The 13,142-nt window shown below is 59.2% G+C and carries 11 protein-coding genes; 7 read left to right on the forward strand and 4 right to left on the reverse strand.

Annotated elements, in window-relative coordinates:
- Positions 1-15: 15 nt before the first annotated feature.
- Together tmk and CLV84_RS17345 are read right to left on the reverse strand one after the other, a co-directional pair.
- The gene (tmk, locus tag CLV84_RS17340) at positions 16-633 is read right to left on the reverse strand and encodes a dTMP kinase (protein ID WP_104421014.1); all 618 of its coding nucleotides are present in this window, start codon (positions 631-633) and stop codon (positions 16-18) included.
- Positions 634-635: 2 nt separating this feature from the next.
- Positions 636-2,933, reverse strand: coding sequence for an SDR family NAD(P)-dependent oxidoreductase (locus CLV84_RS17345; RefSeq protein WP_104421015.1), 2,298 nt, complete (start codon positions 2,931-2,933; stop codon positions 636-638).
- 125 nt (positions 2,934-3,058) lie between these two features.
- On the opposite strand from CLV84_RS17345, the gene CLV84_RS17350 reads away from it, so the two are divergent.
- Complete coding sequence (locus CLV84_RS17350) at positions 3,059-4,714, forward strand: S41 family peptidase (protein WP_104421016.1); 1,656 nt, start codon at positions 3,059-3,061, stop codon at positions 4,712-4,714.
- 21 nt (positions 4,715-4,735) lie between these two features.
- On the opposite strand, the gene CLV84_RS17355 is transcribed toward CLV84_RS17350, so the two are convergent.
- A complete protein-coding gene (locus CLV84_RS17355; RefSeq protein WP_104421017.1) occupies positions 4,736-5,434 on the reverse strand; it encodes an RluA family pseudouridine synthase in 699 nt (232 codons plus the stop codon).
- An 81-nt stretch (positions 5,435-5,515) separates the two neighbouring features.
- Between CLV84_RS17355 and CLV84_RS17360 the strand changes: the two genes are divergently transcribed.
- The 6 genes from CLV84_RS17360 to galK all read left to right on the forward strand — a co-directional run bounded on the left by CLV84_RS17360 (position 5,516) and on the right by galK (position 12,016).
- Positions 5,516-6,352 (forward strand): 1,4-dihydroxy-6-naphthoate synthase, encoded by an 837-nt coding sequence (locus CLV84_RS17360; RefSeq protein WP_104421018.1) that lies wholly within the window; start codon positions 5,516-5,518, stop codon positions 6,350-6,352.
- A gap of 42 nt (positions 6,353-6,394) precedes the next feature.
- The gene (fbaA, locus tag CLV84_RS17365; RefSeq protein WP_104421019.1) at positions 6,395-7,474 is read left to right on the forward strand and encodes a class II fructose-bisphosphate aldolase; all 1,080 of its coding nucleotides are present in this window, start codon (positions 6,395-6,397) and stop codon (positions 7,472-7,474) included.
- Positions 7,475-7,665: 191 nt separating this feature from the next.
- Entirely contained in the window at positions 7,666-8,814 is a 1,149-nt protein-coding gene (locus tag CLV84_RS17370; protein WP_104421020.1) for a glycosyltransferase family 2 protein, read from the forward strand.
- Positions 8,774-9,949, forward strand: coding sequence for a 3,4-dihydroxy-2-butanone-4-phosphate synthase (gene ribB / locus CLV84_RS17375; RefSeq protein WP_104421021.1), 1,176 nt, complete (start codon positions 8,774-8,776; stop codon positions 9,947-9,949). The genes CLV84_RS17370 and ribB overlap by 41 nt, the downstream gene beginning before the upstream one ends.
- A 174-nt stretch (positions 9,950-10,123) precedes the next feature.
- Complete coding sequence (locus tag CLV84_RS17380) at positions 10,124-10,846, forward strand: YebC/PmpR family DNA-binding transcriptional regulator (RefSeq protein WP_104421022.1); 723 nt, start codon at positions 10,124-10,126, stop codon at positions 10,844-10,846.
- Entirely contained in the window at positions 10,847-12,016 is a 1,170-nt protein-coding gene (gene galK, locus CLV84_RS17385; protein WP_104421023.1) for a galactokinase, read from the forward strand.
- On the opposite strand, the gene CLV84_RS17390 is transcribed toward galK, so the two are convergent.
- Entirely contained in the window at positions 12,013-13,116 is a 1,104-nt protein-coding gene (locus CLV84_RS17390; protein ID WP_104421024.1) for a peroxiredoxin family protein, read from the reverse strand. The genes galK and CLV84_RS17390 overlap by 4 nt on opposite strands.
- Positions 13,117-13,142: the final 26 nt, after the last annotated feature.

A 13,142-nucleotide genomic window follows, 5' to 3' on the forward strand; every position in this document is an offset into this window, starting at 1 on the left:
ATTTTAAATGAGTAATTACAATTTATCGATCAAATCCTGGATGGTCTCCGCCACCACGTGTAGTGGCTGGTTGGCATCCACGGTCTGTATGTTTTCATCTTCACCGAAAACGGTAAAGGCATTCAGAAAGCTTTCCCGTACGTGACGCAGTTTATCCAACGTTTCGAACAACTCGTCCTCCCCGGGACGTGCCTGGATGCGCTGCATGCTGACTTGCGGATCCAAGTCTAGAAAAACGGTAAGGTCCGCCGGGAGAGTCGCCTTCGCCAGCCGATTGAGGGAGGCCACGAAACCCGGATCGACGAATTCACTTTGGTACGCCAGGCTACTGAAATAATAGCGGCTGGCGACGACATGGTATCCGGCGGCAAGTTTAGCGAGCAAGCCCGCTTCCGGATGAAAGAGATGCTCGATCCGATCGGCGGCAAACATGGCCGCAAGGGTGCGGGGGTCGACCTCGATTTCCTTCCGTAGTACGCTGCGGATGAGTTTGCCTGTAGGAAATCCAGTTGGTTCAGCCGTTACGTGACATGCTTCCCCCCGGGAATGAAAATAATCTCGGAGCAGGTCGATCTGGGTGGATTTACCGCTGCCGTCGAGTCCTTCGATGACAATAAATAAAGGTCGTTGCATACTTATTCTTCCTCGGGTGCGAAGCGGGCGCGACCACTGCGGTCTACGACGGTGGAACTTGCCTGCTGGGTACCCTGCAACACCACGTCCAAAATATTGACGTGGGGCGGCTGACTGATCATGAAGTGAATGGTTTCGGCTACGTCACGGGAGCGGAGCGGTTGAAAATCCTGATAAATCTTCGCCCGCTCGCGGTCGCCGTCGAAGCGGACGAGGGCGAATTCCGTTTCCTCCACGTGTGCCGGGCAGATCTGTCCGACCCGAATTCCGTGTTCGACGAGATCGAGCCGCATGGAGTGGGTCAGGGCATCCACGGCGTGCTTGGTCGCGCAGTACACGTTGCCGTTGGGATACACTTCCTTGCCCGCCGTACTGGCTACGTTGATGATGGTCCCCCCTTTTCGAGCCACCATCCCCGGGGAAATGGCGCGGGTGACGTACAGTAGTCCCCGGAGGTTGACATCGATCATCTCATCCCAGTGGTCGAGATCGCCGCGATGAATTGGGTCGAATCCCTTGGCCTTACCGGCGTTGTTGATAAGAATATCGATTGCCCGCCAAGCCTCGGGAAGATTGGCGAGCTCCTCCCCTACCCGTTCCCGATCGGTAACGTCCAGTTCCAGGGTGTGCACATCGATGCCTGCCGCATTCCGTAGTTCCCGGGCGACGGCATCCAGCCGCTCTTTCCGGCGGGCCGCCAGGATGAGCCGGTAACCTTCCTCGGCTAGCCTTCGGGCGGTGGCTAGTCCGATACCGCTGGTAGCTCCGGACAGAAAGACCGTTTTGCCGGCACCGCGCCGCACTTTCACTTCGGCGTGGGGAGCCTCCCGGTCGGACAGCATGGCTTCCAACTCGGCAATATTTTGTTTGAGGGCGGATAGCGCATCGCTGGCCACGGGCGGTTTTTTTTCGACGGGTGGAGCATGATGGCCGGCGCTGAAGGCCCGGCGATTGGCCGGGGTACCGTACGCCGGCTCCAGATTTACAGCCAGTAGAAAGTTCTGCCTGGCGTGGTTTAAGCGGCCCCGATCGAACTCCAACACCGCCAGCAGGTAGTGGGCCGGCGCGTGTTCCGGGTCGATTTCGACGGCCATCTGGAGTGCTTTAAAGGCCTTCTTCGGTCGATCGAGGGGACCGGCAAGCAGCTTGCCGTACCGATAATAGGTTTCTCCCCGAACCGAGCTGTCCTTGGTGGCCCGACTCAAGTAGGTGGCCGCCTCGCGGTGGTCGGCGGGAAAGTGATCGGTGAGCAGGTAGCCCAGGCGTTGGTTCAGCTCGGGGTAACCGGGCTGCAGGTCGGCCAGTCGTTGCCATCTTTGGCGCGCCAGCAGGTAATCACCGGCGGCGAGGTGCAGTTCTCCGGCGAGGAACAGGGCTTCGGCGTGGTTGGGTTCGCGGGTCAGCAGCTCGGTTATCTCGGTGCGGGCGGCATCAATGCGGTCGGCGGCCAGCGCCAGCATCAGCGCGTATTGGTAGTGAAGTTCGGCGTGCTCGGGGCGATCCTCCCGTCCCTCGGTCAATTCTTCCAGGGCCTCTTCGGTATTGCCGGCGTCCGACATGCGCCAGGCACGCCGGATGATCGCATCCGCCGGTTCGGAGCCGGGCCGGTCGTTGCCGGAGTGGTCGGCCACTTTATCCCGCATCGTTACACCCGCGCCCGACGCCCCACCTTCACTTTGCTCCGCTGCGGAGGCGGTCGACTCTTCCTGGTGTTGCTGTGCAGGTTCCGGAGCCGGAAGTCCGGCGAGCTGGTAAATGGGGTCGTAATCGGCCTCCCGCAATTCCCGGTCGGGGAGCGGGTCGAGGTCCAGCAGTTGTTCGAGTACTTCCTCCACTCCTACACTCGTCTCCCGGATTTTGCGCAGGTATGCCTTAAAGGCGTGTTGGCTAACGGCATCGGTGTAGTCGTCGCCCCCCCGCCGCAGCTCGATGTAGCGGTCTTGCCAGTGACTGAGGTAGTGCATCACGTCCGTGCGATCGAAAAGGCGGGTTTCCACACTGATCACCTCTCCGGTGCTGGGCTCCAACCGGTGGGCGTCGATAACCAGCGGGAGGATTTGGTCGGTACGCTCCATTACCCCGATCAACCCCTGCATGGCATTGGGGTTGGTGAGCAGGCTGTCGCTGATGAGTAAGATGAGTGGAAGGCGGTTCTTGCGGAGAATGTCCGTCAGCAGCTCTCCGTCGTTTGCCCTGCCCACGGGATAGTGCTCGAGTTCAATATCAGCCTCCACGGCCGCCGAAATACGCTGGGCGGCGGAAAGGTCTTCTTGGCTATAGGCAATGGCGAGTATCGACATAGGGGAATTGCTGGGCGGCAAAATACCAAAAAACGCCCCACTGCCCGAGCCGCATACCCGGCAGCCGACAAACTATTTTCCGGTCGGGCAAACTAATATTTACCTTTATCCTTTCCCTTTTGGTTATGCGCAACGAGACTTCTTTCAACATCTGGACGCCCCTTTTTTATAGTGCCTTACTCGGTATCGGGCTGCTAGCCGGCTATTTACTCAATACGGATGCCCCCCTGATCAGTTTCGGCAGCGGCAGCCACGGTGGCAGTGGCGGCGGCCGCGTCGAGCAACTGATGGGGTACATCGACGCCCGTTACGTGGACGAGCCGGACCGGGAAAAGCTGTACGAGGCGGCCATCCATGCCGTACTCGACGAGCTGGACCCCCACAGCAGCTACATTCCGAAGGACGAAATGCAGGCCCTTACCGAATCCATGGAAGGAAATTTCGAGGGGATCGGTATCGAATACCTCGTGGTCGACGATACGATAACGGTAGTCAGTGCCCTGCCGCAGGGCCCGTCGGACAATGCCGGGTTACTGCCCGGCGACCAGATTATTTACGTTGAGGACAGCCTCGTTACCGGAGTGGAAGAACGCGCCATCGACCCCGCCAGCCTCATGCGTGGGGAAGGAGGTACGGAGGTCGCCATCCGCGTGCGCCGGCCGGGCACACCGGAGCTCATCGCCTTCCGCATTACCCGTGCCCCGATCCCCGTATACAGCGTCGATGCCGCCTATACGATCGACGACGAGACGGCCTACGTAAAAATCAACCGCTTCAGCCAAAACACCTACAGCGAGTTCATGGAAGCGCTGGAGGAACACCTGGAAAAACCAGGGGCCAAGAATCTCATCCTCGACCTCCGGGGAAATCCGGGCGGTTATTTACAGGAAGCCACCAAACTGCTGAGCGAGATCTTCGTCCAGCGGGGGGTGCTGCTCGTTTACACCGAAGGCCGCAACTCTACCCGCCAACCGTACAAATCTACCGGAAGGGCCCGGTACAACATTCAGGAAGTGGCCGTGCTGGTCGACGGAGGATCGGCCAGTGCGAGCGAAATCGTGGCGGGGGCGGTACAGGACCATGACCGCGGCATCATCGTCGGTCGGCGCACCTTCGGAAAGGGGCTGGTGCAGGAGCAGTATCCGTTATTGGATAGCTCCGCGCTGCGACTTACGGTAGCCCGTTATTACACGCCCAGTGACCGCAGCATCCAGCGTAATTACGAAGACGAAGAAGACTACCGCGGTGATCTGCACCGTCGCTTCGAAAGCGGCGAGCTTACCGGCCGGACCTCGGTGCAGGTGGATAGCTCCCTGATCTACTACACGGATAATGGCTATCCGGTCTTCGGGGGCGGGGGCATTACGCCCGACTTTTTCGTGCCCCTCGACAGCAGCCTGAACAACGAAGACTTCCTTCGGCTCCGCCAGCAGATCGCTCCCTACATGTTCGGCTATATACGCCGTCATCCGGAGGTGAAGCAATACGAAAACGTCGAAGCGTTCGTGCGGGGTTTCGCGCCCAACGTGCGGGAAATTATTACGGATTTGCGTGAAGCGGCGGTCGCCGACTATCCCGAGCTGGACGCCGATCTACCGCTACACCTCCGGGACGAACTCATGCTTTACTTCCGCAGCCGGCTCGCCCGTCAGTTATTCGGCACGGCCGCCTTTTACGAGGTCTACAACCGGGAGGACGAGATCGTCCAGGAAGCATTGCGGCTACTCCGGGATACGGATCCCCTCGCCGCCGCCCGCGCCGGCCAGACTGGCGGATCCTAGCCCCAGCAGCCCATCTCTCCCTTAGGTCAGGTCGGAAAACAGCTCCCAAAGCTGATCGCGACGCGGTGGATTCGCGGTGATGGATACCGGTTCCTTTTTTACGGGGTGCTGAAACTCCAGCCGGCGACTGTGCAGGTTGATGTTGCCATCCTCGTTCGGCGTACGGAAACCATACTTCAGGTCGCCCCGGATGGGGCTCTCCAGCTGCTGGGCGAGTTGAACGCGGATCTGGTGGGGACGACCTGTCTCCGGCTTTACTTCCAGCAGAACGTTCGAGCCGATGCGGCCCAGCATGCGGTAGTCCAGTACCGCCAGTTTTGCCCCGGGGTGGCGGTTTGAATTTGCCTTGGGAAGCACCTTGCTGATGTTCTTTTTCGCATCCTTATAAATAAAGCCTTCCAGGCGCCCCTCAATGGGTGCGGGCTGCTCGTCGACGATGGCCCAGTAGGTTTTAGTCACCTTTCGATCGCGGAAGGCCTCGGTCATTCGCGACAGCGCCTTGGAAGTCCGGGCGAAAAGGATCACGCCGGATACGGGGCGATCCAGCCGGTGAATGGATCCCAGAAAAACCTCACCCGGTTTACCGTAGCGGACTTTGATGTATTCCTTCACGAGGTCCATGACCGTTACGTCACCCGTTTGGTCGCCCTGGCTGAGGTAACCCGCCGGTTTATTGACCGCGATTAGGTGATTGTCTTCGAATAAAACTTGTAATTGCATGGTGGTGTCTCTACGTTACCGGTACCGCCAAGTAACGGACGGGACGACCAAACGTTAAAGCACTACCAAAATTTATCCGCCTTGCGCAAAGATCACTTCACCCTCGGATTTAGCCCTTGCCCCAACGACACCTTCATCTTCGACGCCCTCGTGAACGGCCGCATCGACACCGAAGGGATCCGGTTTGACGTCCACATCGGTGACGTTGAAGACCTCAACCGCCGTGCGATCAGCGGCGAACTGGACATCACTAAACTGAGCTTCAGTGCCTTCGGCGGACTCACCGCCCGCTACATTCTGCTCAATTCCGGGAGCGCCCTCGGTCACGGGGTGGGTCCGCTACTCGTCCGTGCCAAAACGGAAGGCGGCGCCCCCGCCGCGCCACGACGGGTGGCCATTCCCGGCCACTACACGACGGCGAATTACCTCCTGGGGCTCGCCTACCCGGGCATATCCGACAAAACCGAGGTGGTGTTTAGCGAAATAGAGGACGCGGTGCTCGCCGGGGAGTTTGACGCGGGGCTGCTGATCCACGAAAACCGCTTTACGTACGAGCAACGGGGACTGGAGAAAATCCGGGACCTCGGTAATTTCTGGGAGGAAACGACCGGCCTGCCCATCCCGCTCGGCGGCATCGCGATCAAGCGCAACATCGTACGCGAGCAGCAGGAGCAGATCGACCGGCTCGTCCGCAAGTCGGTAGAATACGCCAGGGCGCACCCCGCGGCCAGCCAGGAATTCGTGCAACAACACGCCCAGGCAATGGACCCGGATGTTATGCAGCAGCACATCGACCTTTACGTCAACGAGTACACCGTGACCCTCGGCGAGGAGGGCAAGGCGGCGGTGCGTCACTTCATCACGGACGGCCGGGCTAAGGGACTGCTCCAACCCGGCGCGGAGGACTACATTGTCTAGTTTTACGTTTCTTTGCGCCTTAACCATAAAATAATCGAGCACATGGCAAAGCAATCCTTCCGGTCCGGCGTACTGTACGGCGACGAGGTCACCGAACTTTTTAACTACGCCCAGGCCAACAACTTTGCCCTGCCCGCGGTCAACGTGACCAGCAGCAGCACCGTCAACGCGGTGCTGGAAACGGCCAAGGAAGTGAATAGCCCGGTTATCATCCAGTTCAGTAATGGCGGCGCCCAGTTCTTCGCCGGAAAGGGAATGGATAACACCGATCAGAAGGCCGCCATCGCCGGTGGCCTCAGCGGTGCCATGCACGTCCACACCATGGCGGAAGCCTACGGCGTACCTGTCATCCTCCATACCGATCACTGTGCCAAGAACCTGCTGCCCTGGATCGACGGCTTGCTCGACGCCGGCGAGAAGTTCTACGCCAAGCGGGGCTTTCCGCTGTACAGCAGCCACATGCTCGATCTGAGCGAGGAGCCCCTGGAGGAAAACCTCGACATCAGTGTCAAGTACTTTAAGCGGATGGCCAAGATCGGCATGACCATCGAGATCGAGCTCGGTGTCACCGGTGGCGAGGAGGATGGGGTAGACAATACCGGCATCGATTCCAGCCGCCTCTACACCCAGCCGGAGGAGGTTTTTGAAAGTTACCAAAAGCTCAGCGAGGTCAGTAACCGCTTCCTCATTGCCGCCGCCTTCGGAAATGTCCACGGCGTATACAAGCCCGGAAACGTGGAGCTGCGCCCCATCATTCTCAAGAACAGCCAGGACTTCGTCAAAGGACAGCTTAATATCCAGGATAAGGACCCCATTCACTTCGTATTCCACGGGGGGTCGGGATCCAGCCAGGAAGACATCCGGGAAGCGATCAGCTACGGCGCGATTAAAATGAACATCGACACCGACCTGCAGTGGGCCTACTGGGACGGCGTACGGAAGTACGAAGCCGGGAAGCGCGATTACCTCCAGGCCCAGATCGGCAACCCCGACGGTACCGACAAGCCAAACAAAAAGAACTACGACCCGCGCGTCTGGGTCCGGTCGGCGGAGATCAGCTTTAAGGAGCGTCTGAAAACTGCCTTTGAAGACCTCAATTGCCTGGACGTCCTGGCTAGCTAACGATGGTAATCCCCCGTACGCTCCGCGTCGCCGTCCGCGCCGCCGGCATCCGCGTGGGAACGTACGGGCCACCTAGCTTTTGCCAACTTTCCCGTTGCCTCTCCTTCGGCTCTTCGCGCTCGACGCCTCCGCTGAATGACCGCGGCGGAAAGTGATTGCCGGGAACGGACTACGGACTTTACCTTCGCAGCGTGCATGCCCTGCTACTTCTCCTGCTGATCGTTTCGTTACTCGGTGTGCTGCATACCTACGTCCTGTATCCTTACCTGACCTTAGGGGCGGCGGAGCGCAGGTGCAAAGACGCGTCTCCCCCGGGCCCCATCGGTGATTGGCCACGCGTTCACGTCCTGATGTCCGTCCATAACGAAGCGGTCGTTCTGCCGGAAAAGCTGGCCTCCCTGGCTCGCATCGATTACCCGGGGCCGCTGCACTTCCACCTGGGCTCCGACCGAAGCACGGATGGCTCCGAAGCATTGCTCCACCGTTTCGCGGCCGCACACTCGGCTACCCTGACACTGAATGAACGGCGTCTGGGTAAACCCGGCACCATCAACCGGCTGGTCCGCGAAATCGACACCGATGGCGTTTTGGTCTTCACCGATGCGAGTGTGATCCTACGCCCCGATACCGTTACGGAACTGGTGCGGCCGATGCTAACCGACGAGTCGATCGGCGTCACGGATGCTACCATGGTCCACACCGGCGTGCCCGGCGGGGGGGTGGGATCGTTGGAAGACCAGTATATCCGACGGGAGGTTGCCCTGAAGCGGGCGGAAAGTTGCCTGTGGCAGGCGATGATCGGCCCCTTCGGCGGATGCTGGGCGATGCGCGCCGCCGCTTTCCGCCCCGTACCGGATACCTTTCTGGTCGATGATTTTTTCCTTTGCATGTCAGCCTACGAGGCCGGGTGGCGGGGTGCTGCCGCGCCGGAAGCGGTGGCCTACGAGGGGGTCGGGTTGCGCCTGGGCGATGAATTTCGCAGAAAGCGGCGCATCGGGGCCGGCAATTGGCAAAACCTCCTGCGCTTCCGGCGCCTCTGGTGGCCGCCTAGCCGCGATCCCTTGGCCTATGCCTTTTTCAGTCACAAAATATTGCGCTGGCTCACCCCCCTACTGCTCAGTATCGGGGGCTTGAGTCTCCTCGCCTTGCTATTGCTTGACGGCAACTATTGGATCGCGGCTACGTTTCTGCTTCTGATGGCGCTAATTTGCGCCGCAAGCCCGGCAGTCCGTTATTTTTCAGCCATGAACGTGGCCCTTTTGCTTGGCCTGGTCGATTATCTAACCGGAATTAAAACCAATGTCTGGCAACCCTCTCACCGACACCAAGACGACGGCTGATGCCTCCATCCGCTCCCGCCTCAACACCATCGAAGAAGCCGTAGCCGACATCCGCTCCGGCAGGGTAATCATCGTGGTTGACGACGAGGACCGCGAAAACGAGGGCGACTTCGTTTGCGCAGCCGAACGGGTCACTCCGGAAATCATTACGTTCATGGCCACCCACGGGCGCGGACTCATCTGCACCCCCATAGAGGAGCAGCGAGCCGACGATCTCGACCTGCCCATGATGGTCAACACCAACACGGACATCCACGAAACGGCCTTTTCGGTCAGCATCGATCTCATCGGACATGGCTGCACCACCGGGATCAGCAGCTACGACCGGGCAACCTGCATCCGCCGGCTTACCGAACGCAGCGCCCGGCCCTCCGATTTCGCCCGTCCCGGACACGTATTTCCTCTCCGGGCCGTCAAGGGTGGCGTGCTGCGGCGGACCGGCCATACGGAGGCCGCCGTGGATCTGGCCCGCATGGCCAACCTCTACCCCGCCGGTGTCGTCGTGGAAATCCTCAAGCCGGATGGCAACATGGCCCGCTTGCCGGAACTCCTGGACATCGCCGAACGCCACAATCTCAAGATCATTACCATCGAGGACCTCGTTGCTTACCGACTGCGGACGGAACGGCTCGTCGAATGTGAATTCAGCATGGACCTGGATACCCGCTACGGTCCCTTCCGCCTTCACGCCTACCGCCAAACGACGAATGAAGACGTCCACCTGGCGCTCACCCACGGCGAATGGCAGATTGACGAGCCCGTCCTAACCCGGGTACACAGCAGCACCAGCTCACGGGACTTATTGCACAGTCTGTTAAGTGGTTACAGCACCGGGCTCCACGGACCGCTCGAAAAGATTACGGAGGCCGGAAAGGGCGTATTGCTCTTCATGCGCCCCCACCAGGACGCGAACGACATCATCGCCGGACTGCGGTTACTCAAATCACGGATGCAGGATGGCAAGACGGTACGGCCGCCTGAACCCCGCAGCGAGGAACAGCGCGATTTTGGAATCGGCGCGCAGATCCTTCGCGACCTTCGGATATCCAAGCTCAAGGTGCTGTCCAATGCCCCTAAGCATCGGATCGGACTCGAGGGCTACGGACTCGAGATTGTTGAGTTCGTATCGATGTAGGAGAAGAACCGAACGGTCTAGCTTTCACGCCGGCGAGGGGGCCGCGAATCGAATCACGACCGAGCGATTAATTGCGCGCGCAATTGGTCCGCATTTTTCAATCCGACTGCATTAACTGCCGATCCCCTTCCACGGGAACGCGAACAATGTATATTTGCCGCAAATTGCACAGGTATGGGAAGAGCATTTGAATACCGCAAAGCCCGGAAGATGAAGCGCTGGGCAGGCATGGCCAAAGCGTTTACCAAAGTTACCCGGGAGATCAACATCGCCATTAAGGAAGGTGGGGCCGACCCGGATTATAACCCGCGGCTGCGGCTGGCTATCGCCAACGCCAAAGCCGTCAACATGCCAAAGGCGAACGTGGACGCGGCCATCAAGCGGGCTACCGACAAAGACGCCGCGAATTTCGATGAGGTCACCTTCGAAGGTTATGCGCCCCATGGAGTTGCCGTGTTCGTAGATGCCACCACCGACAACAACAACCGGACCGTGGCGAACATCCGCCACGTGTTCAGCAAATACGGCGGCAACCTCGGGGTAAATGGCTCGGTCGATTACATGTTCGAGCGGAAGGGGCAGTTCCGCGTGAAGCAGGAAAAGTTCAAGGGCGATCTCGAAGAGATCGAACTGGAACTCATCGACGCGGGCCTGGAAAGCGTGGAACGGGAAGAGGATGAGATCGTCTTTTATACCGCCTTCGAAGATTTCGGCAGTTTTCAGAACGAACTGGAAAATCGCAAGATCCCGGTTGATAACGCGGAGCTAGTTCGTATTCCCACCCACACCAAAACCCTATCCGACACGGAAGCGGAGGCCGTCATTAAACTTATCGACATGCTCGAGGAAGACGATGACGTAGCTAACGTATTCCACACGATGGACGAAACCGAATAAATGAAGGCATCACTGCCGGGTCACGTTACCCAATATTTGAAGGACAAATTTGGGGAAAAGCCGGAAGCCTGGACCTACGCTTTACGGTCGCCCGGAAGGGTAAATATCATCGGGGAGCACGTCGATTACACCGGCGGGCTGGTGATGCCAGCGGGGATCAACTACGCAATCTACTTCCTGGCACGTCGAATCGAGGCACCTGAGTGGCGCCTCCATGCCGTCGACCTCGACGAGCGAGTTACCCTCCCCCTGCCCCTGACCGGGCGCAGCGGCACGTTGTGGGCGGATTATCTGGCCGGGATCGGGGTGCAGTTCCAGGATCAGGGCCAGTTTCTACCCGGTTTGGAAGTGGTTTTCGGGGGCGATCTGCCCCGGGGCTCCGGTATGAGTAGCTCGGCCGCCCTGGAGGGGGGAATGGCTTTTTTACTGAACGCGCTCCTCAATACGAGGTACAGCCGTCCGGCACTCGCCGCTCTCTGCCAGCGGTCTAGCAACACCTACCTGGGTATTCCCTCGGGGATAATGGACCAGTTCGCCAGTCTGAATGGGTCGGAATCCGGCCCGATCATCCTCAATTGCCACACCCTATCTTCCGAACCCGTAAAGAACGCTCTGGAAAACTACGGTTTCGTACTGGTCAACTCCATGGTGTCCCATAACCTTAGCGACGGTGCCTACGCCCAACGCGTCGCCGAATGCCAACGGGCGCTGGAAGCCATTCAGTCCGTATTCCCCCGCGTCACTCACCTCAGCGCCACCTTGCCGGACCAACTCCAGTCGGTGAGCGATCGCCTTGATGACACGGCGCGCAAACGGGCCACCTACGTCGTGGACGAGAACAAACGAGTAACCCGGGCCGTCATCGCCCTCGAGGCTGGCAGCAGTATCGAGGTCGGCAATCTCCTAAATGCAACCCACGCCGGGCTGCGGGACTTATACGAGGTGAGCTGCGATGAAATCGATTTTCTCCAGGCGTTTGCCGAGCAGTATCCCGGCGTGGCGGGTTCCCGTCTCATGGGGGGCGGATTCGGCGGCTGCACGATCAACCTCGTCAAGTTGGACCGGATGGACGACTTCAAAGCCGATATCGTGCAGGCCTACGAGGAAGCTTTTGGTATTGGCGCGGAGTGCTACCCGGTAGTGATCCGGGGCGGTACCGACTTTCTCTAAAGAACCTTCTGCAGAGCCCGTTCGATGGAAGCGGCACCCCGCAGACCTACTTCGGCTATGTTGCCTTCGCGGTCGATCAGGAAGGTCGCCGGAATGGCGCGAACGCCATACTTCGCGGATGCCTCACCGCTCCAGAACTTGAGTTCGCTGCCGTGGTTATCCCAGCTTAGCCCATCCTGCTCGATGGCGGCGATCCATTTTTGCCGATGATTTTCCCGGGCTTCTTCCAATTGTTCCGGCGTGAGGCGCTCGGCCTGTCTGTCATCAACACCATCCAGGCTCACGCTGAAAACGGTGAAGCCCTGGTCCTTGTACCGGTCGTAAACCTTTACCACGTTCGGATTTTCCTGGCGGCAGGGCCTACACCACGCGGCCCAGAAGTCGAGGAGGACGACCTGGCCGCGCAAATCGGACAGCGAGACGGTCCCTCCGTCCGGACCCGGCAGACTAAGATCCGGCGCGGGGTTTCCCGGTTGGATCAACTGCTGACTTTTCTGAAAGGCAATTTGCTGCCGCAGCTGGTCCAGGTACTGGGTATAGTTGATCCGGTTGGCGTCGTCCTGGGGCAAGCGCGCTACCACCCGCTCGTGGATAGGTAAGCCCTGCTCTCCCGCCCGCAACAGGCTGTTAAAGGTAATGTACGCTGCCGTGTAATCGTTTTCAACGGCATCTATCGTTCGCTCAAGCTCTTCCAGTCCTTTCACCTGTGAAATCGTACGCACCGTTTCCGCGGTCTCCAAGGCACTATCCGAACCGTCTACCGTGAAATCGTAATCACCGAAACTGCCAAGTTGTCCGTCGATGGTGATTTCGCGGTCCGTATCGGCCAGTGCCAGCGTTGCTTTCTGGGCTCCCACCCGAATCTGGTACAGTCCGTCGGCAAGTGGTTGATCGAAAGCAAAGGTGAAATGGCCACCGTCGTCGATGGTGGCACTGCGTAGCATTTCTTTCTCCCCGCCGAGGATGATCCGGTCGAGGTTAGCGGAAAGGCCGGCGGCATCCTGGAGATGCACGTCGATGGTCGTGCCTCCACCCGAATCCGAAGAGCAGGCCGAAAGCATAAGCGCCCACAGGCTTAAAAGAAGGACGTGGTACCGCATCAGTTTTCGTTTGTTAGAAAAAGCTT

Origin of the sequence: Neolewinella xylanilytica (assembly GCF_002934605.1) — a bacterium.
In the GTDB taxonomy this organism is placed as follows: Bacteria; Bacteroidota; Bacteroidia; order Chitinophagales; family Saprospiraceae; genus Neolewinella; species Neolewinella xylanilytica.